At 71.6% G+C, this 23,457-nt stretch carries 19 protein-coding genes and 1 pseudogene; 3 read left to right on the top strand and 17 right to left on the bottom strand.

The features are described 5' to 3' along the window. The 15 genes from P1P75_RS12220 to P1P75_RS12150 all read right to left on the bottom strand — a co-directional run. The coding region (locus P1P75_RS12220) for a sugar phosphate isomerase/epimerase family protein (RefSeq protein WP_319254488.1) at nucleotides 1–1,002 on the bottom strand (1,002 nt) is incomplete at its 3' end. Beyond that, the gene (locus P1P75_RS12215) at nucleotides 999–1,883 is read right to left on the bottom strand and encodes an SCO3242 family prenyltransferase (protein ID WP_319254498.1); all 885 of its coding nucleotides are present in this window, start codon (nucleotides 1,881–1,883) and stop codon (nucleotides 999–1,001) included. The genes P1P75_RS12220 and P1P75_RS12215, both read right to left, overlap by 4 nt. A gap of 83 nt (nucleotides 1,884–1,966) precedes the next feature. Further along, entirely contained in the window at nucleotides 1,967–3,157 is a 1,191-nt protein-coding gene (locus P1P75_RS12210) for an inositol-3-phosphate synthase (RefSeq protein WP_319254486.1), read from the bottom strand. 176 nt (nucleotides 3,158–3,333) lie between these two features. Further along, complete coding sequence (locus P1P75_RS12205) at nucleotides 3,334–4,677, bottom strand: ThuA domain-containing protein (RefSeq protein ID WP_319254484.1); 1,344 nt, start codon at nucleotides 4,675–4,677, stop codon at nucleotides 3,334–3,336. Nucleotides 4,678–4,689: 12 nt separating this feature from the next. Continuing rightward, nucleotides 4,690–7,227, bottom strand: a complete 2,538-nt coding sequence (locus P1P75_RS12200) for a PQQ-dependent sugar dehydrogenase (protein ID WP_319254482.1) — start codon at nucleotides 7,225–7,227, stop codon at nucleotides 4,690–4,692. A gap of 88 nt (nucleotides 7,228–7,315) precedes the next feature. Next, complete coding sequence (locus P1P75_RS12195; protein ID WP_319254480.1) at nucleotides 7,316–8,314, bottom strand: sugar phosphate isomerase/epimerase family protein; 999 nt, start codon at nucleotides 8,312–8,314, stop codon at nucleotides 7,316–7,318. A 13-nt stretch (nucleotides 8,315–8,327) separates the two neighbouring features. Then, on the bottom strand, nucleotides 8,328–9,557 hold the full coding sequence (locus P1P75_RS12190; RefSeq protein ID WP_319254478.1) for a Gfo/Idh/MocA family oxidoreductase: 1,230 nt from the start codon (nucleotides 9,555–9,557) through the stop codon (nucleotides 8,328–8,330). A gap of 430 nt (nucleotides 9,558–9,987) precedes the next feature. Then, on the bottom strand, nucleotides 9,988–11,049 hold the full coding sequence (locus tag P1P75_RS12185; protein ID WP_319254476.1) for a substrate-binding domain-containing protein: 1,062 nt from the start codon (nucleotides 11,047–11,049) through the stop codon (nucleotides 9,988–9,990). A 17-nt stretch (nucleotides 11,050–11,066) separates the two neighbouring features. Then, nucleotides 11,067–12,083 (bottom strand): ABC transporter permease, encoded by a 1,017-nt coding sequence (locus P1P75_RS12180; protein ID WP_319254474.1) that lies wholly within the window; start codon nucleotides 12,081–12,083, stop codon nucleotides 11,067–11,069. Continuing rightward, entirely contained in the window at nucleotides 12,080–13,606 is a 1,527-nt protein-coding gene (locus P1P75_RS12175) for a sugar ABC transporter ATP-binding protein (protein WP_319254472.1), read from the bottom strand. The genes P1P75_RS12180 and P1P75_RS12175 overlap by 4 nt, the downstream gene beginning before the upstream one ends. A 236-nt stretch (nucleotides 13,607–13,842) precedes the next feature. Continuing rightward, on the bottom strand, nucleotides 13,843–15,024 hold the full coding sequence (locus P1P75_RS12170) for an ROK family transcriptional regulator (protein ID WP_319254470.1): 1,182 nt from the start codon (nucleotides 15,022–15,024) through the stop codon (nucleotides 13,843–13,845). Nucleotides 15,025–15,295: 271 nt separating this feature from the next. Further along, nucleotides 15,296–15,973, bottom strand: a complete 678-nt coding sequence (locus P1P75_RS12165) for a GntR family transcriptional regulator (protein WP_319254468.1) — start codon at nucleotides 15,971–15,973, stop codon at nucleotides 15,296–15,298. Nucleotides 15,974–16,123: 150 nt separating this feature from the next. Beyond that, nucleotides 16,124–17,071 carry a beta-ketoacyl-ACP synthase III gene (locus P1P75_RS12160; protein WP_319254466.1) on the bottom strand — a complete coding sequence of 316 codons (948 nt, stop codon included), beginning with the start codon at nucleotides 17,069–17,071 and terminating at the stop codon, nucleotides 16,124–16,126. 186 nt (nucleotides 17,072–17,257) lie between these two features. After that, nucleotides 17,258–17,437 (bottom strand): hypothetical protein, encoded by a 180-nt coding sequence (locus P1P75_RS12155; RefSeq protein ID WP_086769742.1) that lies wholly within the window; start codon nucleotides 17,435–17,437, stop codon nucleotides 17,258–17,260. Then, complete coding sequence (locus P1P75_RS12150) at nucleotides 17,361–18,743, bottom strand: OFA family MFS transporter (RefSeq protein ID WP_319254462.1); 1,383 nt, start codon at nucleotides 18,741–18,743, stop codon at nucleotides 17,361–17,363. Before P1P75_RS12150 ends, P1P75_RS12155 begins: the two co-directional genes overlap by 77 nt. Nucleotides 18,744–19,016: 273 nt before the next feature. On the opposite strand from P1P75_RS12150, the pseudogene P1P75_RS12145 reads away from it, so the two are divergent. Continuing rightward, nucleotides 19,017–19,241, top strand: a pseudogene (locus P1P75_RS12145) (Fe-S-binding domain-containing protein); the annotation flags it as partial. Nucleotides 19,242–19,245: 4 nt separating this feature from the next. After that, the gene (fdhD, locus tag P1P75_RS12140; RefSeq protein ID WP_319254460.1) at nucleotides 19,246–20,094 is read left to right on the top strand and encodes a formate dehydrogenase accessory sulfurtransferase FdhD; all 849 of its coding nucleotides are present in this window, start codon (nucleotides 19,246–19,248) and stop codon (nucleotides 20,092–20,094) included. 123 nt (nucleotides 20,095–20,217) lie between these two features. On the opposite strand, the gene P1P75_RS12135 is transcribed toward fdhD, so the two are convergent. Beyond that, nucleotides 20,218–21,291, bottom strand: coding sequence for a bile acid:sodium symporter family protein (locus tag P1P75_RS12135; RefSeq protein ID WP_319254459.1), 1,074 nt, complete (start codon nucleotides 21,289–21,291; stop codon nucleotides 20,218–20,220). Between the two features lie 164 nt (nucleotides 21,292–21,455). On the opposite strand from P1P75_RS12135, the gene P1P75_RS12130 reads away from it, so the two are divergent. Further along, nucleotides 21,456–22,388, top strand: coding sequence for a LysR substrate-binding domain-containing protein (locus P1P75_RS12130; protein ID WP_319254496.1), 933 nt, complete (start codon nucleotides 21,456–21,458; stop codon nucleotides 22,386–22,388). Here P1P75_RS12130 and P1P75_RS12125 read toward each other — a convergent pair. Further along, the gene (locus P1P75_RS12125; RefSeq protein WP_319254457.1) at nucleotides 22,385–23,365 is read right to left on the bottom strand and encodes an AsnC family transcriptional regulator; all 981 of its coding nucleotides are present in this window, start codon (nucleotides 23,363–23,365) and stop codon (nucleotides 22,385–22,387) included. The two genes, P1P75_RS12130 and P1P75_RS12125, sit on opposite strands and share 4 nt — an antisense overlap. Between the last annotated feature and the right edge of the window lie 92 nt (nucleotides 23,366–23,457).

The raw sequence follows: 23,457 nt of genomic DNA, 5'->3' as shown, positions 1-23,457 counted from the left end.
CGTCTGGTGGGTGGGCCGCGATGCCTGGTGCTCGGCGCGGCGGGCGATCGCCTCGGGGGCGGTCGTACGGCCGTCGGAGGGCGCGGGAGTCGCCGCACGGTGCAGGAACGGGAGGGACAGTTCGGCCTGCTGTGGCCCGGCATGGGAGTGGCGGGGCAGTTCGACGACCGTCAGGCCCTGGTAGCCGGTGGCACTGAGGGCGGCGAGGACGGGCGGGAAGTCGATCTCGCCGTCGCCGAAAGGAAGGTGCTCGTGGACGCCACGGCGCATGTCCTCGATCTGCACGTGCCGCAGCCAGGGCGCCGCCGCGCGCACGCAGTCGGCGGGCGGCAGCGGTTCCGAACACTGGCAGTGACCGATGTCGAGGGTGAGGCCGAGCGGCTCCGGGTCACCGAGGAGAAGGCGCAGCTTGTGGAAGTCGGCGAGGGTGGCGAGGAGATGACCCGGTTCGGGTTCGACGGCGAGGGGGACACCGGCGGTGGCGGCGGCCTCCAGGACGGGGGCGAGGGTCTCCGCGAGGCGCTTCCAGGCCGTGTCAGGGTCGGTGCCGGGTGGCAGGGTGCCGCTGAAGCAGTGCACGGCGTGGGCGCCGAGGTCCCCGGCGATCCGGACGGCACGGATCAGCAGGTCGGCACGGCGGGCCCGGTCGGCCGGGTCCGGGTCCAGGAGCGACGGTCCGTGCTTGCGGCGCGGGTCGAGGACGTAGCGGGCGCCGGTCTCCACCGTGACGTCCAGCCCGAGCGCGTCCAGACGCCGCGCCAGGCGCCGGGTGCGGGTGGCGAGGTCCGGAGCGAGCGGATCGAGGTGCATGTGGTCGAGGGTCAGTCCGACACCGTCGTAGCCGAGGTCGGCGAGGAGGGTGAGGGCGTCGTCGAGGCGGAGGTCGGCGAGACCGTTGGTGCCGTAGCCGAAACGGAGGGGGTGGGGGCGTGGCGTGTTCTCCGAAACTCCCGGCGGGACTCCTTCCGGGAGAGCGGAGGAGGACGGCTGCCGTGCGCTCATGTGACGCTCACCCGCTTCGCGAACCGCTGGGCGGCCGGGGCGAGGGCCGCCGTCAGCAGCGCCGTGGCGACGGCTCCCGAACGGGCGGCGAGGGCGCATTGCAGGGGGATCGTGGCGCGGACGCCTGCTCCGACGGCCCGCTGGGTGAGAGGGGGTGAGGGATTGAGGGCGGCGTGGAGGTAGGGGCGGGCGACGGTCGCGGCGTAGGCGGCGGTGAGGGCCGTGGTCGTCGCGGCGGCGAGGCCGGTCCGCCGCCGTCGTGGCGTCGACCGGTCGCGCGGGGACCGGTGGTGCAGCAGCCACGTCAGGGCGCCCGTGGTGGCGAGGGCGGCGAGGGGAGCGGCGGGTGTGCCGTCGCGGGTCTCGTGCCGGGAGACCGTCGTGACGGCGAGGGTGTGCGTGCTCAGGAGCGCGGCCGAGGGAAGGGCCTGGCCGAGCCGGCCGCCGGTGGCCGCGGCGCCGAGGAGGAGGTCGAGGCCACGGGCTGCGGCCATGGCGAGCGGACCGGCGGGGGTGCCCTTCAGCACGAGGTCGTACGACCACACGGTCGCCGCGAGAGGGGCCGCGACCGTCAGCGCGGAGCGGCCCGCACGGGCGGCCAGGGCCAGGCCCGCCGCGGTGAGGGCGCAGGCCGCGCCGAGGGCGGCGGCGGGCCGCACCCGGCCGGACGGCAACGGGCGGTGCGGGCGCTCGGCGGCGTCCTCCGCACGGTCCGCCCAGTCGTTGAGAGCCATACCCGCCTCGTAGAGACAGAGGGAGGAGGCGATCGCCAGGACCGTACGGCCGTCGGGGCGGGCGGTGGCCGCGGCAGCCCCCGCGAGCGCGTCGCCGGGGACCGTGAACAGGGCGGGCAGGCGCAGGAGTTCGGCCCACGCACGCAGGTCGGGGGTACGGGGATCGGGAGTACGGCGCTGCTCCGTCGTGGGCGCCGGGTCATCTGCCGGATGCCCCGCCTCTCCCCCGCTCACCGTCCGTCCTCCTCGCTCAGTCGGCGGGCGAACCTCTCCAGTTCCGCGTACTGCTCCGCCAGGGAGGCAGGTGCGTCCCCCACGGGGTCCTTGAAGAAGAAGGCGAGTTCGGGGCGGGGGCCCGACAGGCCCCGCTCGTGGGCGCGGGAGAGGAGGCGGGCCAGGTCCAGGACGAGCGGGGCGGCGAGCGCCGAGTCGCAGCCCTGCCAGATGGTCTGGAGGACCATGCGGGTGCCGAGGAAGCCGTCGAAGGCGACGTGGTCCCAGGCGGTCTTCCAGTCGCCGAGGGCGGGCACGTCGTCGATGTGCACCTGCCCCTCGGGGACCGTGCCGAGGGTGTCGGCGAGGACGCGTTCCTTGCCGGCGTTCTTGGCCGCGGCGGCCGCCGGGTCGGCCAGGGCGGCTCCGTCGCCGCCGCCCAGCAGGTTGGTGCCGGACCAGGCCCGCACGGCGAGGGCCCGCTGGGCGAACATCGGCCCGAGGACGGACCGCAGCAGCGTCTGCCCGGTCTTGCCGTCGCGCCCTCCGTACGGCAGCCCGCTCGACGCGGCCAGACCGGCCAGGCCGGGGTGGTGCAGGCCGGTCGAGGGGGTGAAGTTGACGTAGGGGCAGCCGGCGCGCAGGGCCGCCGCGGCGTAGAGGGAACTGGCCGGAAGGGCCGCTCCGGTGGGAGCGGGCTCGGTAGGTGCGGATTCGGTGGGAGCGGGCTCGGTAGGTGCGGATTCGGTGGAGGCGGGTTCGGTGGAGGCGACGTTCACCACGACCGCGCGGTCCAGGCCCAGCCGTCGTACGAAGTCGCGCAGGTCCGTGGCGAAGGCCGCGATCAGTTCCTCCTCGTCGCGAGTGTCGCCGGGGAGCGGGCCACCCGGCCTGATCTCCCGTTCGGCGGCGGCGAGTTCGGCCTCGACGGCGGCGGGGAGGCCGGGCGGGAGGACGCCGCCGGCGGCAAGCTGTTCGGCTCGCTTGGGCAGTGGGCAGTCGAGTGTGTCGTGTCCGCCGAAGACGAGGGAGGACAGCGCGGGCAGTCCGCTGCCGGCGAAGGCAGGGGTCTCGGTGACCAGGCCCGTCGGCGGGCGCAGTCCGGCGGTCAGGGCGGCGCAGCCCGCCACGACGGTGGTGGCGACGGACCCCCGGGCCCCGATCAGCCAGACGCCGACGCGAGGGGGGAGTTGGCGGGGCGCGGACATGGGCGGCCTCCTTGTCGTGCGCGAAACTGGGCGCGGAGAGGGTGAAGGCGGAGAGGTGGGCGCGGGCGGTCGGGGCCGCAGAGGGTCGCGCCCAGAGCGGTGCGGCGAGGCGGTGCGCGCCGTGCGCTGGGGTGGTGACGGCGGGCGGAAGTCCGGCGTCCTCCGCCCGCCGCCGTTCAGGAGCCCTTGACGGGCAGTTCCTTGATCCGGACGTCGCGGAAGGACACCTGGTCGCCGGTTCCGTGGTTCTGGAGACCGAGGTGACCGTCGCGCAGGCTCCGGGCCGGGTCGGTGTTGGTGAAATCGTTGATCTTCACGCCGTTGAGCCACACGCGCAGGCGTTCGCCCTCCACGCGGATCTCGTAGGTGTTCCACTCCCCCGGTGGGTTCAGCGCACGGTCGCGCTTCTTCAGGTCGGCGGACCGGAAGCCGTAGACGGACCCTGTGGTCTTCTCGGGTACGTCGGTGGCGTCGATCTGGATCTCATAGCCGCTGTTCACCGCCGACCAGGGGTCGTCGGAGGGCGGGAAGCCCACGAACACACCGGAGTTGTCGTCACCGGAAGCGCTTGCCATCATCCAGTCGAGCTTCAGGGAGTACGAGGAGAAGCCCGAGGCGGCGTACCAGAGCAGGCCCATCCCGCCCGAGGACGTGAGGGTGCCGTCGGCGGCGAGGGTGAAGGAGCCGGGGCCGGCCTGACGCCAGCCGTCCAGCGTGCTGCCGCTGAACAGCGGACGGTATCCGTTCTCCGGTCGGCAGTCGGCCTGGATCTCGCCGACCGCATACAGGATTCCGCCGACCAGGTGGCTGCGGAATGCCGGATCCGCGTAGGACTCCTTCGTGTGACCGCCGCCGGTGTAGAAGGCGCGGCCGCCCTGGTAGTCCTGACACCAGGCGATCGGATGGTCGCCCCGCATGGTGCCGCCGGTGTACGAGGACTCGTCGAGCGAGGCCAGGACGTGCGCCCGGTCGCGGGGACTGGAGCGGTAGTTGTACCACTCGTCGGTGCGGATCCAGGACCGCGGGAGTCCCGAGGTCGCTGGATGGGCGCGGTCCTCGACGTCGACCGTGGCGGACTGGATCGCCGGGTGCGACTGGAAGTAGGCGCCGGCCAGGCCGCCGTAGAAGGGCCAGTCGTACTCGGTGTCGGCTGCCGCGTGGATGCCGACGTATCCGCCGCCGCGGTGGATGTAGTCCTCGAAGGCCCGCTGCTGGGTGTCGTCGAGGACGTCTCCGGTGGTCGAGAGGAAGACCACCGCGTCGTAGCGCCGCAGGTTGGCGGGCGTGAAGGCTCCCGCGTCCTCGGTGGCGTGGACGGTGAAACCGTCGGTGGCCCCCAGTTCCTTCAGCGCGGCGACGCCGTCGGGTATCGAGTCGTGCCGGAAACCCGCCGTCTTGGAGAAGACCAGGACGCGTGTGTCACCGGGGGACGGGGAGTGCGAGGCGGCGGGCGGTGTGACGCCGCCGAGGAGCAGGGCGGCTCCCACAAGTGATGTGGCCAGGCGGCCGGTTGAGCGCACGCGAGCCTCCTCTCAGCTTGCGGTGAGGGTGAAGTCGTCCAGCTCGTACAGGGCTGCGGAACCGCTTCCCCTGAAGACCAGGTAGAGCGTTGTCGTGCCCTTCGGTGCGCGGGACAGGGGGGCGCTGACGTCCTGGTAGGTGTCCCAGCCGCCGGTGGCCGGCACGGTCGCCCTGCCGAGCAGGGTGCCCGTGCGCGAGCCGGCGCGGACCTCGAGCGTTCCGCCAGAACCGGCGGACGCGACGCGGGCGGCGAGCTTCCTGGCGTCGGCGAGGACGTACGGCGTGAAGGAGATCCAGTCGCCGGAGGAGATCTCGCCGACGGTCCGGCCGCCGTGCGCCTGCGCCCGCGTGGTCACGGTGACGCCGGAGGAGTTCCCGAAGTGCTCGGCCTGGCGGTGGCGGGGCTGGAGCAGGTTCTGGTCGTGGGTGGTGAGCGCCGCCTGGCCGCCGCCCCCGCCGTCGGTGTACTCGGCGTCGAACACGCCGAAGATGTTGGCGTCGTCGTCATGGCCGCCGTCGGCGCTGGTCTGGATGGTGCCGGTGCAGCCGTTCGCCGAGGTCACGGGGTGGCCGTGACTGTCGTGCCCGAGGACGAAGGTGACCTTGACCTTCGAGCAGTCGATGGTGCGGTCCTCGGGGTCGGTGACGCGCACCTTGAACGGGATGGCGTCGCCGAAGCTGAACAGCTGCCCGTCCCGGGGGAGTTCGAGGGTCACCTTCGGAGCGGTGTTGCCGACGACCACCTGCACGCTCGCGCTGCCGGTGCGTCCGCTCGGGTCCTTCGCGGTGAGCGTGGCGGTGTAGGTGCCGTTCTTGCGGTAGCGGTGCGTGGGATCCGCCGCGGTGGAGGTGGAGCCGTCGCCGAAGTCCCAGCTGTGGGTGAGCGCGTCACCGTCCTGATCCGTCGTGCCGGCGGAGGAGAACCTCACCCTGAGCGGCGCCTGACCGGAGGTGCGGTCGGCCGCGGCCTGGGCGACCGGGGAGTGGCCGTCGGTGGCGTTCTCGATGCGGTACAGGGCGGAGTGCTCGTCGCCGCCGAACCAGGAGACCCCGTAGTCGAGGACGTACAGCGCGCCGTCCGGGCCGAAGGTCATGTCCATGATCTGGGTGCCGGTCCACGGTACATCGGTGATCGCCCGTACGGTGCCCTCGGCGTCGCTGGTGATCCGCTTGATCCAGCGGCGGCCGAACTCCCCGGCGAAGAAGTCGCCGTCGTAGGCCTCGGGGAACTTCACCGGTGAGTCGAGCGCCGGGTCGAAGTGGTAGACGGGGCCACCCATGGGCGACTCCGAGCCGCTGCCGAACTCGGGCAGCGACCCGCCGTCGTAGGGAATCCAGGCGGACTGGGCCGGCGGCAGGTCGGTGAGGCCGGTGTTGTGCGGCGAGGTGTTCTTCGGGGCGGCGCAGTCGAACGGCTCGCCGGATACACCCGTCGCGAAATCGTATGCGATATACGGGTCATTGTCGCCCGTGCAGAACGGCCACCCGAAGTTGCCGGGCCCGGTGACACGTGCAAACTCGACCTGTCCGGCGGGGCCACGAGCCGGGTCGGCGGCACCGGCGTCGGGGCCGTAGTCACCGACGTAGAGGATGCCCGTCTCCTTGTCGACGCTGAACCGGAACGGGTTGCGGAAACCCATCGCGTAGATCTCGGGCCGCGTCCGGTCCGTGCCGGGCGCGAAGAGGTTGCCGTCGGGGACCGTGTACGAGCCGTCGGCGTTCACCTTGATGCGCAGGATCTTCCCGCGCAGGTCGTTGGTGTTGCCGGAGGAACGCCGGGCGTCGAAGGCGGGGTTGCGGTCGGGGCGGTCGTCGATGGGCGTGAAGCCGTCCGACTGGAAGGGGTTGGTGTCGTCCCCGGTCGACAGGTACAGGTTGCCCGCCGCGTCGAAGTCGATGTCGCCGCCGACGTGGCAGCACAGCCCGCGGGAGGCCGGCACGTCGAGGATCTTCGTCTCGCTGGCGGCGTCCAGGGTGTTGTCGGTCTTCAGGACGAACCGGGAGAGCCGGTTGACGCCGTCGAAGGGCGCGAAGTCGGCGGCCGTGCCGGTCTCGGGGGCGTCACCCGCCGGGGTGTCCAACGGGGGTGCGTAGTAGAGGTAGATGAAGCGGTTGGAGCTGAACTGCGGGTCGACGCCGATGCCTTGGAGGCCCTCCTCGTCATGGGAGTAGACGGCGAGTCTGCCCGCCAGGCGGGTGTTGCCGGCGGCGTCGGTGAGGCGCAGTTCGCCGTCGCGCGAGGTGTGCAGGACGGAGCGGTCGGGAAGGACCGCGAGGGACATGGGCTCCCCGACCTCCGCCTCGCCCTTGGCGAGGGTGACCTGCTGGAAGTCCTCGGCGGCAACGGCCTCTGCGGGGGCCGGGACCGGGGCCGGGGATGCCGGGGCCGCCCGGCCTGCGACGGCTGCGCCTGCCTGCGGTGCGGTGAGGCCGAGTGACGCCCCGGCCAGCAGGGCGCCGCCGAACAGGGCGATGACCCTGTGCAGCGCGGGACGTCGTCTGCGGGTCCGGTGTCCGGCGGTACGGATGGTGCGGTCGTTCCCGTGCACGGGTGCCTCCAGGATGGGGCCGGTTGTACGTGCGGGTGCTTGCGCCGGGATGCGCCGTCATCCCGGAGAGCCTGTGGTGAGCGTGGGATCAGTTGCCGAACGCCGCGTCGAAGGAGGCCGACGGCGGCTCGAAGTCATAGGCCCTGAGGGTCTTCAGTGCCTCGGGGGCGCCCTGGAGCCGGTCCATGCCGGCGTCCTCCCACTCCACGGAGACCGGGCCGCGGTAGTCGATCGAGCGCAGCATCCGAAAGACGTCCTCCCAGGGGACATCGCCGTGGCCGGCGGAGACGAAGTCCCAGCCGCGGCGGGGGTCACCCCAGGGCAGGTGGGAGCCGAGGCGGCCGTTGCGGCCGTCGAGGCGCTTGCGGGCCTCCTTGCAGTCCACGTGGTAGATGCGGTCGCGGAAGTCCCAGAGGAAGCCGACCGGGTCGAGGTCCTGCCACACGAAATGGCTGGGGTCGAAGTTGAGGCCGAAGGCCGGTCGACGGTCGACGGCATCCAGGGTGCGTACGGTCGTCCAGTAGTCGTAGGCGATCTCGCTCGGGTGGACCTCGTGGGCGAACCGCACGCCCTCCGCGTCGAAGACGTCGAGGATCGGGTTCCAGCGCTCGGCGAAATCCTGGTAACCGCGTTCGATCATGGATTCCGGGGCGGGCGGGAACATGGCGACCAGATGCCAGATGGCGGAGCCGGTGAAGCCTATGACGGTGTCGACACCGAAGGCGGCCGCCGCGCGGGCGGTGTCGGCGATCTCGGCGGCGGCCCTTCGCCGCACGCCCTCGGGTTCGCCGTCGCCCCAGATGCGGGCGGGCAGGATGGCCTGGTGGCGTTCGTCGATGATGGCGTCGCACACGGCCTGACCCACGAGGTGGTTGGAGACGGCCCAGCAGCTCAGGCCGTACTTGTCGAGCAGGGCTCGCCGGGAGTCCAGGTACGCCGGGTCGGCGAGGGCCTTGTCGACCTCGAAGTGATCGCCCCAGCAGGCGAGTTCGAGACCGTCGTAGCCGAAGTCGCGGGCGAGCCGGCAGACCTCCTCCAGGGGGAGGTCTGCCCACTGACCGGTGAAGAGTGTGAATCTGCGGGGCATGCTGCGAGCCTCCTCAGTCGGCGATCGGGGTGTAGACGGAGTTCTTCTCGGCGCTCTCCTCGACGGCCGCCAGGACGCGCTGGACCTGCAGCCCTTCGGCGAAGGAGGGCTGTGGCACACGGCCCTCGGCGATCGCGTGGACGAGGTCGCGGGCCTGGTGGACGAAGGTGTGCTCGTAGCCGAGGCCGTGGCCGGGAGGCCACCAGCCCTCCAGGTAGGGGTGGTCGGGTTCGGTGACGAGGATGCGCCGGAAGCCGGCGTGAAGGGCGGGTTCGGTGGCGTCGTGGAACCACAGTTCGTTGAGGCGTTCCAGGTCGAAGGCCAACGAGCCGTGCTCGCCGTTGAGTTCGAGGCGCAGGGCGTTCTTGCGGCCGGTGGCGTAACGGGTCGCCTCGAAGGAGGCGAGGGCGCCGGAGGCGAAGCGGCCGGTGAACACGGCGGCGTCGTCGACGGTGACCGTCGCGGTACCGGCCCCGCCGGCGCCCGCGGCCAGGCCGCTGCTCGGTCCGCCGGGCAGCGGCCGCTGTCGTACGAACGTCTCGGTGAGCGCGGAGACCCCGGCCAGCGGCTCGCCCACGAGGTGTTGTGCGAGGTCGACGATGTGCGCGCCGAGGTCGCCGAGGGAACCGGAGCCCGCCCGTTCCTTGCGCAGCCGCCAGGTCAGCGGGAACTCCGGGTCGTTGAGCCAGTCCTGGAGGTATGTCACCCGGACGTGCCGCAGCCGGCCGAGCCGGCCCTCGGCCACCATGCGCCGGGCCAGCGCGGTGGCGGGGACCCTGCGGTAGTTGAAGCCGACCATCGCCAGCCGACCACCTGTTGTGAAGGCGGTTTCCGCGGCGCGTGTCATGGCTTCGGCTTCCTCGACCGTGTTCGCGAGAGGCTTCTCGCACAGGACGTGCTTGCCCGCCGCCAGCGCGGCGAGCGCGATCTCGGCGTGGCTGTCGCCGGGCGTGCAGATGTCGACGAGGTCCACGTCGTCGCGTGCGATCAGCGCCCGCCAGTCGGTCTCGGTCGTCGCCCAGCCGTGCCGGTCGGCCGCCGCGCGGACGGCGGCGGCGTCGCGGCCGCAGAGCGCGGTGAGCACCGGGCTCAGGGGGAGGTCGAAGACGCGGCCCGCGGTGCGCCAACCCTGGGAGTGGGCGGCCCCCATGAACGCGTAGCCGACCATGCCGACGCGGAGCGGGGGCTTGCCGGCCTCCGCTCCGGCCTCCTCCGGTCCCGCTGACTGCTGCGGCTGTTCCATGCAGGTGTCCTCCTCGTCGTCGTGGCGCGGTGGGGGGGGTGGGGCCTGCCGTGCAGGTGGCTCGGGACGCGCCCCCGGCCGGGGCGCGCCTCCCGGCCGGAGTGCGCCTCCCGGCCGGAGTGCGCCTCCCGGCCGGGTCACTCGTCGGACCCGGCCCCGGCCCCGGTATACGGCCCGCGTCGACCCGCGCGGCCTCGCCGGGACGCACCCCGCAGGGACACACGCTCAGCCCGGGGTGCGCATCGCTGCGCCGCGCGTCGTTCACCGCGAGCCGACGGCGTACGCCCGGCAGGGAGCGGCCGGGAACCGACGGGAGCCGACCGGAGCCGAGGCGGAAACGGGACGGGAAGCGGTTCCCCGGCCATCGGCGCGCCCCGGTGGCCACCGCCCGGTGACCGGCTCGCGGCGCCGGCCGGGCGGAGCCCGTGTCTCACCGGAAGCCGGTGGACATGTACTGGTCGACGTTCCCCTTGTCGACCACCGCCGAGTAGAGCGTGATCGAGGCGGGGATCTCGTACTCGGCGAGTCCGCCGACGCCCTTGCTCTGCCCGAGGGCGCGGGCGAGGTCGATGGCGGAGGCGGCCATCGTGGGCGGGTAGAGGACGGTGGCCTTGAGGACGCCGGTGTCCTGCTTGATCGCCTGGAAGGCGGAGAGGGCACCGGCGCCGCCGACCATCATGAAGTCGTCGCGGCCGGCCTGCTCGATGGCGCGCAGCGCGCCCACGCCCTGGTCGTCGTCGTGGTTCCACAACGCGTCGAACTTCGACTGCGCCTGGAGGAGCTGGGCCATCTTCGCCTGCCCGGACTCGACCGTGAAGTCGGCGGCCTGACGGGCCACCTTCTTGATGTTCGGGTAGTTCTTCAGCGCGTCGTCGAAGCCCTGGGTACGCTGCTTGGTGAGTTCCAGGTTGTCCAGGCCGGCCAGTTCGATGACCCGGGCGTCGGGCTTGCCCTTGAGTTTCTCCCCGATGTAGTGACCGGCGCTGAGGCCCATGCCGTAGTTGTCGCCGCCGATCCAGCACCGGTACGCCTGGGGGGTGTTGAAGATCCGGTCGAGGTTGATGACCGGGATGCCCGCGCGCATCGCCTGGAGACCGACCTGGGTGAGGGCCTTGCCGTCGGCGGGCAGGATGACCAGGACGTCGACCTTCTTGTTGATGAGGGTCTCGATCTGGCCGATCTGCTGCGCGGTGTCGTTCGAGCCCTCGGTGATCTCCAGGGTGACGTCTGAGTACTTCTTGGCCCGGTTCTTGGCGTTGTCGTTGATGGCGTTGAGCCAGCCGTGGTCGGCCTGGGGTCCGGCGAAGCCGATGGTGACCTGCTTGCCGGGCTTGTCGTCGGCGGCCGGCCGGGTGTCGGCGGCGGGCTCCTCGTCCTTGGGGTCATTGCTTGTGCAACCGGTCACGAGGGCACCGGCCGAGACGGCGGCGGTTCCGAGGAGCAGACCTCGGCGGCTGGTGAAGCGGCTCGCGAATCTCATCGGCTCTGGCATGGCGGTGAACCCTTTCCTCAGGTCGTGCTCGCGGTACGGCGCTGGACCAGCACGGCGGCGACGATGATCGCGCCCTTGGCGATCTGCTGGACGTCGCTCTGCAGGTTGTTCAGGGCGAAGATGTTGGTGATCGTGGTGAAGATCAGGACGCCGAGCACGGAGCCGACGATGGTGCCGCGGCCCCCGCTGAGCAGGGTGCCGCCGATGATCGCGGCGGCGATGGCGTCGAGTTCGTAGAGGTTGCCGTTGGTGTTCTGACCCGATCCGGACAGGATGATCAGCAGGAAGGCGGCGATGCCGCAGCACAGGCCGGACAGCAGGTAGAGGTACAGCCGCTGACGGCGTACGTCGATGCCGGCGAGGCGGGCGGCCTCCGCGTTGCCCCCGACGGCGACGGTGCGCCGGCCGAAGGTGGTGCGGTTCAGCACGAGCCAGCCGATGATCGTCACGACTGCGAAGACCATGACGAGGGGCGGTACGCCGAAGACGTAGGAATCGCGCTCGCCGAGGTCGAGGATGCTGTCGGAGGTGACGATCTGCGTCTTGCCGTCGGTGATCTGCAGGGCCAGTCCGCGGGCGGAGGCGAGCATCGCGAGGGTGGCGATGAAGGGGACCATGCCGCCGTAGGCGATGAGCAGGCCGTTGACCAGGCCGCAGCCGAGGCCGACGAGGACGGAGGTGAAGAGGATGCCGCCGAAGCCGTACTCCTGGGTGGCCAGTGTGGTCGCCCAGACGGAGGCGAGGGCGACGATCGCGCCGACGGAGAGGTCGATGCCGCCGGAAGTGATGACGAAGGTCATCCCGACCGTGACGACGCCGATCACCGAGCCCTGGGTGAGGACGAGTTGGAGGTTACGGGTGTCGAGGAACTCGTCGGGCTTGGTGATGCCGCCGATCAGGACGAGCGCGGCGAGGACGCCGAGCAGGGAGAGAGTACGGATGTCGGCGTGGACCACGAGGCCGCGCCAGGCGGCGGGTCGGTCCTGGGGCACCTTGTCGGTGCTGCTCCGCGGCGGGGAGACGGGCTGCGTCATGACGCCGGACTTCCTTCCATGACGAGGTCGAGTACACGGTGTTCGTCCAGCTCGCGGGCGGGCGCGGTGTGGACCACGCGTCCTTCGCGGAGCACCAGGACGCGGTCGGCGAGGCCGAGGACCTCCGGCACCTCGCTGGAGACCATCAGCACGGCGAGGCCTTCGTCTGCCAGTCGGCGGACGACCGCATACAGTTCGGCGCGGGCGCCGACGTCGACCCCTCGGGTGGGCTCGTCGAGCAGCAGGACGCGGCAGCCGCGCAGCAGCCAGCGGGCCAGGACGGCCTTCTGCTGGTTGCCGCCGGACAAGGTCCGTACCGGCACGGCCGGGTTGTCGGGGCGCAGGGACAGTTCGCGGGTCGCGGCGCGGGCGGCGCCCTGTTCGGCGCCGCGGTCGATCCAGCCGGCGCGTGAGAAGTGGGCGAGGGAGGAGACGGAGACGTTGCGGGTGACGGACTCCAGCATCAGCAGCGCCTGGGCTTTGCGCTCCTCGGGGGCGAGACCCAGTCCGGCGCGTACGGCGGCCCGCACACTGCCCGGTCTCAACGGCCGTCCGTCCACGAGCACTTGGCCGGACGTGGGCTTGCGAGCACCGTAGATCGTCTCCAGGATCTCGGAGCGGCCGGAGCCGACGAGTCCGGCGAGGCCGACGATCTCCCCCGGTCGCAGATCGAGGTCGAGTGGTGCGAACTCGCCCTTGCTGGCCAGTCCGCGCACCTCCAGCAGGGGCTTCGCCCCGGTCGGCGGCACGCCGACCCCCGGCCTCTCGGGGAAGACGTATTCGACGTTTCGGCCCGTCATCAGGGAGACGACCTCGCGGGTGGGAGTCGTCTTCGCGGGGAGCCCGCCGGCCACCGCCCGCCCGTCCTTGAGCACGGTGACGCGGTCGCCGATGCGGCGGATCTCCTCCAGACGGTGGGAGATGTAGACGACGGCCACGCCGCCCGCCGTGAGGTCGCCGACGATGCGGAAGAGGTTGTCGACCTCGTCCGGGTCGAGGGCGGCGGACGGCTCGTCCATCACGATCAGCCGGACGTCGTGGGAGAGGGCCCGCGCCATGGAGACCACCTGCTGCTGGGCCGCCGACAACTCCCCCACCAGACGGGCCGGATCGATCTCGCCATGCCCAAGTCGTCCCAGAAGTACGCCGGTCGACTGACGGGCAAGCCTCCTGCGGACGACGAAGCCGGCGGCGGTGGGTTCGTGGCCGAGGTGGACGTTCTCCGCCACCGACAGGTGTTCCACCAGGTCGAGTTCCTGGTAGATGGTGGCGATGCCCAGGCGCATGGCGGCGATCGGGGAACGCAGGACGACAGGCTCGCCGCGCCAGCGGATGGTGCCGCCGTCGGGCTGGTGGGCTCCCGCCAGCACCTTGATGAGGGTCGACTTGCCGGCCCCGTTCTGGCCGAGCAGGCAGTGCACTTCACCGGGCTGGACGTCGAGGTCGACGCCGTCCAGGGCCCGGACGCCGGGGAACGACTTGGTGATGCCGGACATGCTGAGCAGCGATGGTTCTGATGCCATGTGGGTTCCCCTCGGCGGGCGTGCGGGCCGGAGTCAGGGCAGAACGCCAGGAATCGGGCGCTCTTGGGGTGAGGCAGGGCAGGGCAGGGCAGAGCAAGCGGGGCAGGGCAGAGCAAGGCGATGTGCCGGCGGTGCCGTACGAGTGAGGTGGAGGGTTCGGGAGATGACTGGGGCGGATGGCCGGTGCGAACGGGTGGCTACACGGATGGGAACTGGTCGCCGGTGCGAACGGGTGGCTACGCGGGTGAGAACAGGTGGTCGCTGATGAGGCGGGCCGCGCCGATCACGCCGGCGGTAGGGCCCAACTCGCCCAGAACGATGGGCAGATTGCGGGTCGCCAGGGGAAGCGACTGGCGGTAGACCTGGGTGCGGATGGCGGCGAGCAGGGTGTGGCCGAGGCCGGTCACCCCGCCGCCGATCACCACCAGAGCGGGGTTGAAGAACGATACGAGCCCGGCGATGACCTGGCCGGTGCGGTTGCCGCCTTCGCGGATCAGGTCCAGGGAGGTGGCGTCGCCCGCGGCCGCCGCGGCGGCGACGTCGACGGCGGTGAGGCCGCCGTTCGTCGCCAGCCGTGCCGCGAGTTCCCCCGAAAGCCCCTGCTGGGCCGCGTCCATGGCGTCGCGGGCCAGGGCCGCGCCGCTGAAGTAGGCCTCCAGGCAGCCGCGGTTGCCGCAGGCGCAGGGGCGGCCGTCGGGCACGGCCTGGATGTGCCCGATGTCGCCCGCGCTGCCGGTGGTGCCGCGGTAGACCTGGCCGCCGACGACGATGCCGCAGCCGATGCCGGTGCCGATCTTGACGCAGAGGAAGTCGGCGACGGTGCGGGCCACGCCCGCGTGCTGCTCACCCATCGCCATGAGGTTCACGTCGTTGTCGACCATGACCGGGCAGCCGAGTTCCTGACTGAGCGCCTCCCGCACAGGGAAGCCGTCCCAGCCGGGCATGATCGGCGGCGCGACCGGTACACCCTCGGGGAAGCGGACCGGACCGGGGACGCCGATGCCGGCGCCGTCGAAGCCCTCGGCGAGTCCCGTCGCCCTCAACTTCGCGGCCATGGCGAGCACTTGCTCGAAGACCGCGACCGGTCCCTCACGTACGTCGAGGGGCTGGTTGAGGTGTCCGAGCGTCTCCAGTTCGGCGTTGGTGACGGCGACGTCGACCGAGGTCGCGCCGATGTCGACACCGAGGAAGCGGAGTTGGGGATTGAGCCGGACGTTGTGGGAGCGACGGCCGCCGCGCGAGGCGGCGAGTCCGTCGGCCACGACCAGCCCCGTCTCCAGCAGCCGGTCCACCTCCACGGCCAGCTTGGACCGTGAGAGGTCGACCTGATCACCGAGCTGTGCGCGGGAGTTGGGACCTCCGTCGCGCAACAGCCGCAGCAGGTGCGCCTGATGGGCGTTCGCGGGTCGTGCCGTCATGCGTCGCACGAACCCCTCCCCGCCTCGATCGGCCGCCTGCTGTCTTGCTTTCGAGGGGAACGTAGCAGCGGTTGCCGGGAGTGGGAAGAAGTCCTGCACGGATTGCCGTTAACTTTTTCCACTCACAGGACAAAGCTGCCCTGCGGCCCGTTGAGGGCACGCAGGGCATGGACGCTCGGGCGGTAGACAGCAGGCGGCGGACGGGGCGTCGGCAGGGGTGGCGACACCGGTACCGGACCGGTACCGGCACCGGCACCGGTCCGGTGTCTGGCTAGGCCCCCTGGCGGGCGTGGTACGAGCGGCGCGTGTGTTCGGTGTGTTCGCGCATGAGCTGGGTGGCGCGCTGCTCGTCGCCTTCCGCGATCGCGGCGATCAGATCCCGGTGTTCGATCCAGGACTGGTGTCCGCGCTGCCGGGCGATGGGCGTGTGGTACCAGCGCACGCGCCGGTCGACCTGGCCCGCCAGCTCGGCGAGGACCGTGTTGCCCGCCAGCTCCATGATCTTCGCGTGGAACATGGCGTTGAGGAGCACGGCGCGGTCCACGTCGTCGGAGGCGACCGCGAGCATGCCCTGCGCCAGGAGCTCGTCGAGGGCGTCGAGACCCGCCTTGTCGGCGTTCGCGGCGGCGAGCCGGGCCGCCTCGGCCTCCAACAGCGTACGGACCGTGAGGAGTTGGTCGGCCTCCTGCTCGGTCGGCTCGTGCACGAACGCGCCCTGCGCGGGCCGCAGATCGACCCAGCCCTCGGTGTTCAGCCGCTGCAGCGCCTCGCGCACCGGCTGCCGGGAGACGCCGAGGTGACCGGCGAGTTCGCTCTCGACGAGGTGCTGGCCGGGCTGGAGAGCGCGGGTTGTGATGAGTTCGAGCAGCGCCTCGTAGACGCGCTCGCGCAGCGGCCCGGGGCGTTCGAGCCTGGGCACCGCCCCCTGCGGCAGTCCTGTCGACAACATCGGTCGGTCCCCCTCCTGGGCAGCGCCGGGCGTCGGCAGCCGGAAAGCCAGTATCGATTGTCTATCGTCTACAGTCTACGGATCACTGTAGCCAGAGGCGGGCGCGGTCGACCGCGTCACACCTGTCGCCCGGATGCGTGACACCGCCCGTCACGGGCAGCGTACGACCTGCCCGGCGTAGGAGAGGTTGCCGCCGAAACCGAACAGCAGGACCGGATCGCCGCTGGTGATCGCACCCTGCTCGACCAGCTTCGAGAAGGCGAGCGGGATGCTTGCCGCGGAAGTGTTGCCCGATTCGGTGACATCGCGCGCGACCACGGCGTTGACGGCGCCGATCTTCGCGGCGAGGGGCTCGATGATGCGCAGGTTCGCCTGGTGCAGGACGACGGCGGCCAGGTCCTCGGGGGCGAGGCCGGCCCGCTCGCAGGCCTCGCGCGCGAGCGGCGGCAGCCGGGTCGTCGCCCACCGGTAGACGCTCTGGCCCTCCTGCGCGAACCGGGCCGGCTGCCCCTCGATGCGCACCGCGTTGCCCATCTCGGGCACCGATCCCCACAGCACGGGCCCGATCCCGGGCTCGGCACCGACGGGGCACGCCTCGACCACGGCGGCGCCCGCTCCGTCACCGACCAGGACGCAGGTGGTGCGGTCGGTCCAGTCGGCCACCTCGGACATCTTGTCGGCGCCGATGACCAGGGCACGCGTCGCGGCGCCCGCGCGGATGGTGTGGTCGGCGGTGGCGAGGGCGTGGGTGAAACCGGCGCACACCACGTTGACGTCCATCGCGGCCGGACCCGGGATGCCGAGGCGGGCGGAGACCCGGGCGGCCATGTTGGGCGAGCGGTTCACGGCGGTGGAGGTGGCGACGAGGACCAGGTCGATGTCCTGCGGAGTGAGACCGGCCGCCGCGAGCGCCTTGGCGGCGGCGTGCGCGGCCAGGTCGTCCACGGGTTCGTCGGGCCCGGCGATGTGGCGCGTGCGGATACCCACCCGGCTCCTGATCCACTCGTCATTGGTGTCGACCAGCTTCGCCAGGTCCTCATTGGTGAGTACCTTGGCGGGCTGGTAGTGACCGACGGCGGTGATGCGCGAGCCGTTCATCAGGAGGGTTCCCCTCGTTGCCTTGGGTAGCGGGATCCTCCAGTCTGATCAGTGACTCACGGGTACGCGGGCACGTGAAGCAACAGGAAACCCGCGCCGGGCTTGTCGGCTTCCCGCTATCGCTTTCCCGCCCGGACGTCCGTCCGCCGTGCCGACCGGGCCCCGGCGGGCGGACGTCGCGCTCCGCTATCCGGTGAACAACTGCGTCGCCTTGCGTACGAGCTCGTACAGCCCGTAGGCGAGCGGTGCGCCCACCCACAGCCAGGCGAAGGCGATCAGTGGTCGCCGGTCAGGCGGATTCGGGCTGCTGGGGCCTGGCTCCTGCGACGTCGGTTGTGGAACCGGTTGCGGTGTCTGCTGCGGCATCGGCGGCCTCCCTCGGGGCGGGGACGTGGTGGTGGCGGGCGTGGACGGGGCGGACGAGTTCGTTGGCGACGAAGCCGACGACCAGCAGCCCGATCATGATGACCAGGGACGCCGTGTAGAGGGACGAGCCGTGTTTCCCGGCCTCCTCCTGCCGGTCGGCGATCCAGTTGACGATCAGCGGGCCGAGGACGCCGGCCGTCGACCAGGCGGTGAGCAGCCGCCCGTGGATCGCGCCGACCTGGTAGGTGCCGAACAGGTCCTTGAGATAGGCGGGGATGGTGGCGAAGCCGCCGCCGTAGAAGGAGAGGATGACCAGCGCGGACAGGATGAACACGGGCTTGGAGGAGTCGCCGGCCAGGGCGATCAGCGCGTACATCAGGGCGCCGACGCCCAGGTAGACGCGGTAGATGTTCTTGCGTCCGATGAGGTCGGAGGTCGACGACCAGCCGATGCGGCCGGCCATGTTGGCGGCCGACAGCAGGGCGACGAAGCCCGCGGCGGCGGTGACGGACACGGGGGTCGAGGTGTCGGCGAAGAAGTCCGTGATCATCGGGGCGGCCTTCTCCAGGATGCCGATGCCGGCGGTCACGTTCATGCAGAGCACGACCCACAGACACCAGAACTGCGGGGTGCGCACTGCGGTGCGGGCGGAGACCTGCACACCCGCCGCGGCGCCGGGACCACCCACCGCGGCAGGCTCGCGGGGGCGCGGCACGCGCACCAGGAGAACACCCAGGGTCATGAATACGGCGTACGACATCCCGTGGACGAGGAACGCCAGCGCGATCCCGGAGTGGTCGGAACCGAACGACTCCAGCATCTGCGCCGACCAGGGCGAGGCGATGAGCGCGCCGCCGCCGAATCCCATGATCGCGATGCCGGTGGCCATGCCGGGCCGATCCGGGAACCACTTGATCAGCGTGGAGACGGGCGAGATGTAACCGATGCCGAGGCCGATGCCGCCGACGAAGCCGTAGCCGAGGACGATCAGCCAGTACTGCTCGGTGGCGGCGCCGAGCGCGGAGATGAGGAAGCCCGACGAGAAGCAGATCAGGGCGACGGTCATCGCCCAGCGCGGCCCGTTGCGCTCCACGAGGGTGCCGCCGAACGCGGCGGACAGGCCGAGCATGACGATCGCCAGCTGGAAGGGGAGCGCGCTCTGCGTGCCGCTGAGGCCGAGCGCGGATTCGAGCGGCGGTTTGAAGACGGACCAGGCGTAGGCCTGCCCGATGGAGAGATGGACGGAGAGGGCGGCGGGCGGGACGAGCCAGCGGCTCCAGCCCGGGGGTGCGACCGGGGGACTCATGATCCCGGACGCTAGGCAGCCGCACGGTAGTTGGAAAGTCGGCGCATCCGCCGTATGCGGTGAACGGTATGCAGGATGCGGCGAACGGTAGGGACGCGCGCGAACCCTTGCGGACCGACCCACTTCGATACTGTAGACAATATTTCGTCGACAGGATTTGGTCTGCATGGCCGACCGGCCCGCCGTCCGCCACCCTTCCTCCCACATCCGCGGTATCCCCTCAAACCGAACGGAGCGAGACCTGACCATCGGCGTGCGTGTACTGCGGGAACGTTCCGGTCGGAGTTCGACCGGCGGGCGGCGGGCACCTGGGACCAGTCGGCGCAGACCCGGACGACGACCGTGTGCGCGTACTGCGGTGTGGGCTGCAACCTGACGCTGCACGTGCAGGACAATGAGATCGTCGAGGTCACCTCGCCGCACGACAGTCCGGTGACCCACGCCAACCTCTGCATCAAGGGCCGATCCGGCTACCAGCACGTACAGAACCGGGGCTGACGACATGGGACGAGTCACCGAACGACGCAAGGTGCTCCGCATCCGGGACGGAGCGGTGTCCAGCCGTGCGGACACGCTGGTCGCGGAGGAGCCGCTGGAGATCCGGCTCAACGGCAAGCCCCTCGCCATCACCATGCGCACGCCCGGTGACGACTTCGCGCTGGCCGCCGGATTCCTGGTCAGCGAGGGCGTACTGGCGAGGGGATCCGATCTGCAGAATATTGTCTACTGTTCCGGGGCGACAGCGGACGGCGCGAACAGCTACAACGTCGTCGACGTGCGCACCGCTCCCGGTGTCACCGTCCCCGACATCACCCTCGAACGGAACGTCTACACCACCTCGTCCTGCGGCCTGTGCGGCAAGGCCAGCCTGGACGCGGTCCGTACGACGACCCGCTGGCCCATCGCCGACGCTCCCCCGCTGCGCGTCGCACCCGAACTCCTCGCCGTCCTGCCCGACCGGCTGCGTGAGTCCCAGCGCGTCTTCGACCGCACCGGCGGTCTGCACGCGGCGGCCCTGTTCTCCGAGGACGGCGAGCTGCTGGACGTCCGCGAGGACGTCGGCCGGCACAACGCGGTCGACAAACTGGTCGGCAGGGCCCTGCAGAGCGACGCTCTGCCGCTGTCGCGGGCGATCCTGCTCGTGTCGGGCCGGGCCTCGTTCGAGCTGGCGCAGAAGGCCGTGATGGCGGGCATCCCGATGCTCGCGGCGGTGTCGGCGCCGTCCTCGCTGGCGGTGGACCTGGCGGCGGAGACGGGACTGACGCTGGTGGGTTTCCTGCGGGGCGCCTCCATGAACGTGTACGCGGGTGAGGACCGTATCGCCCTGCGGACCGCGGCCGCGCGGGACTGACGCGGCTGCCCGCGGCACGGCGGCGGGGCTCCGACCGGCGGGGAGCGCCCCCTGCGTCGTAGGGGCTGCCCCGCATCAGCCCTCAAACCCCTCAGCCCCCAACCCTCTCAGACCTCCGAACCTTCAGACCCTCGCCGCCGTGCCCGTGCCCGTGCCCGTGCCCGTCCCCGTGCCCGTTCCCGTGCCTGTCCCGGATTCCGACTGCGACTCCGCCCCGGTCTCCCGCTCCGCCTCCGGGTCGTGCGACCGGCGCTTGGCGATGACCGCGCACACCATGAGCTGCATCTGGTGGAAGAGCATCAGGGGCAGGACGGCGAGGGAGGCGTGCGCGCCGAACAGGACGCTCGCCATGGGCAGTCCCGAGGCCAGGGACTTCTTGGAGCCGGCGAACTGGATCGCGATCCGGTCCGCGCGGTCGAACCTGAGCGCCTTGGAGCCGTACCAGGTCAGCGCCAGCATCATGGCGAGCAGTACGGCCTCGACGGCCAGCAGACCGGCGAGCCGGGCGGGGCTGACCTGGTGCCAGATTCCCTGGACCATGCCCTCGCTGAACGCCGTGTAGACGACGAGGAGGATCGAGCCGCGGTCGACGTAGCCGAGGACCTTTCTGTGCCGGGCGACGAATCCGCCGATCCAGCGCCGCAGCAACTGCCCCGCCGTGAAGGGCACGAGCAGTTGCAGCACGATCTCGACGACGGAGTCCGCGGAGAAGCCGCCGCTGCCGCCGAGCAGGGCGGCCGCGAGCAGCGGTGTGACGACGATGCCGGCCAGGGAGGAGAAGGAGCCGGCGCAGATCGCGGCGGGTACGTTGCCGCGGGCGATCGAGGTGAAGGCGATCGAGGACTGGATGGTCGAGGGGACCAGGGTCAGGAACAGCAGTCCCTGGTAGAGCGGGTCGGTGAGGATCACCGGGACGAGGCCGCGGGTGGCCGTGCCCAGCAGCGGGAAGATCACGAAGGTGCAGGCGAGGACGGTGACGTGCAGGCGCCAGTGCCTGAACCCGTCCATCGCCTCCTTGGTGGACAGGCGGGCGCCGTACAGGAAGAACAGGAAGGCGATCGCGGCCGTCGAGGCACCGGAGGCCACCTCGGCGGCGGGGCCGTGGGCCGGCAGGAGCGCCGCAAGGCCGACCGTCCCGAGCAGCAGCAGGATGTACGGGTCGATCGGCATCCAGCTCGGCGGGTGCAGGCGTTTCACGGTGCTCCACTTGCTCGTTCTTGCTCGTATCGCGCGTTCGTCCAGGTGAACCCGGTGCCCAGGGGCCCGGCCCCGTCCATCGTCCTCCTCGGCCCCGTGATCGGGAATCCGGTACACCGCTCTCACTGTCATCGCGCGACGTGATAGCCGCTACCCTGGCCGGTGTGTACGAGCCGTCCCAGCTGCGCACCTTCCTGGCCGTCGCCCAGACCCTGAGCTTCACGCAGGCCGCCCGGCGGCTCGGGCTGCGCCAGTCGACCGTCAGCCAGCATGTACGCCGGCTGGAGGACGCCGCCGGGCGGACGCTGTTCACCCGCGACACGCACTCGGTCGAGCTGACCGAGGACGGCGAGGCGATGCTCGGGTTCGCGCGCCGGATCCTGGAGGTGCACGAACAGGCGACGGCGTTCTTCACGGGTACCCGGCTGCGCGGCCGGCTGCGCTTCGGCGCCTCCGAGGACTTCGTGCTGACGCGGCTGCCGGAGATCCTGGAGGGCTTCCGGCACGACCACCCCGAGGTCGACCTGGAGCTGACCGTGGAGCTGTCCGGCACGCTGCACGAGCAGCTCGCGGCCGGAAAGCTGGACCTGGTACTGGCCAAGCGGCGCCCCGAGGACCCGCGCGGCGAGCTGGTGCGGCACGACGAACTGGTGTGGATCGGCGCGGACCGGCTGCGGCTGCACACCGACCGGCCGGTGCCGCTGATCGTCTTCCCGCCGCCGGGGATCACCCGCGCGCTCGCCCTGGAGGCACTGGAGCGGCAGGGCCGGGCGTGGCGGATCGTGTGCACGAGCGGCAGCCTGAACGGGCTCATCGCGGCGGCCCGCGCGGGCCTGGGCGTGATGGCGCACTCGCGCGGCCTGATCCCGCCGGGCCTGGTCCGCGTCCCGGACCGGGCGGGGCTGCCCGAGCTGGGCCGCGTCGAGTTCGTCCTGGTGCAGGGGCGGCGGCGTACGGCGGCACACGGGGCGGCGGACGCGCTCGCGGCGGCGATCCTGGCGAGCGGCGACCGGCTGCACCGGGGCGGATCGCGCCCGGCGGAGCCGGACCGGCCGAGCGGACCCGGCCGGCAGCCCCGGACCATCGACCCCGGCTAGCGGGCCGGAGGCTGGTACGTGAGCTGCTTGATCCGGCGCAGAAACGGCGTCGCCTCCACGTGCTGAACGCCCTCCAGCCGGCCGAGGGGCCCGCTGAGGTAGGCGTACAGGCCCGCCGTGTCGCGGACGACGGTGGTGACGACGATGTGGGAGGGGCCGGCCGTGGCGGCGGCGTACGCGACCTCCTCGTGGCCGGCGAGGGCCTCGCCGACGGTGTGCAGGGCAGCGGGTGTCGTGGTGATCCAGAGGGCGGCTACCAGGGGGAAGCCGAAGATCTCGGAGCGGTACTCGACGTCGATGTAGACGGCCCCCGAGGCGAGCAGGGCCGCGAGGCGGCGTTTGACGGCCGACTCGGAGCGGCCGGTGGCCCGCTGGAGTGCGGGGTGGCCGGCCCGCCCGTCGCGTTCGAGGACGGCGAGGAGGGCCTCGTCCTCGGGGTCGATGCGGGCCGGTCCGGCGGGGGGTTCGTGGCGGGGCAGCAGGGCTGCGGTCACGTCGTCGTCGAGGACGGCGAACTTGCGCAGCCAGCCGCTGGGGCCGCCGTAGAAGCGGTGCAGGATCTGCTGGGCGCGGATCTCCACGACGCTCGGGGTACGCGGGAGTCTGCCGAGGAGCAGGTCGTCGTGGTCGCCGGGGCTGCGGGGGCGGGTCATGCAGACAATCTCGGTGCCGCCGGAGCCGAGGCCGATCCAGTTGGTGTCGTGGCGTCTGGCGAGGGCGTCGGCGATGACGGTGGCGCTGTCGGGCACGCAGCGCAGGCGCAGCATCCACTGGTCCTGGCCGAGCCGTTCGGCGTCGCGCAGCGCCACGACGCGCAGGCCGGCCTCGGCGCACAGCCGACGGTAGCGGCGGGCGACGGTCTGGTCGGAGACGCCGAGGACCGCGCCGAGTCTGCTGAAGGACGCCCGTCCGTCGATCTCCAGAGCGCACAGCAGTTTCAGGTCCAGCTCATCGAAGATGTCGGATTCCATCCTCATCGGCTGCCTCTCCATCGGATTCCGTCGGACGACCGCCTCATTCCACGGTGATCGCCCGGTGCCCACCCATCGTACGGAGGTCGTGTTGCCCG

Origin of the sequence: Streptomyces sp. ID05-39B (assembly GCF_033794725.1) — a bacterium.
GTDB classification, from domain to species: domain Bacteria; phylum Actinomycetota; class Actinomycetes; order Streptomycetales; family Streptomycetaceae; genus Streptomyces; species Streptomyces bobili.
Note: the sequence above shows the minus strand (reverse complement) of the source record. Positions and strands in the feature narration are given on the sequence as shown.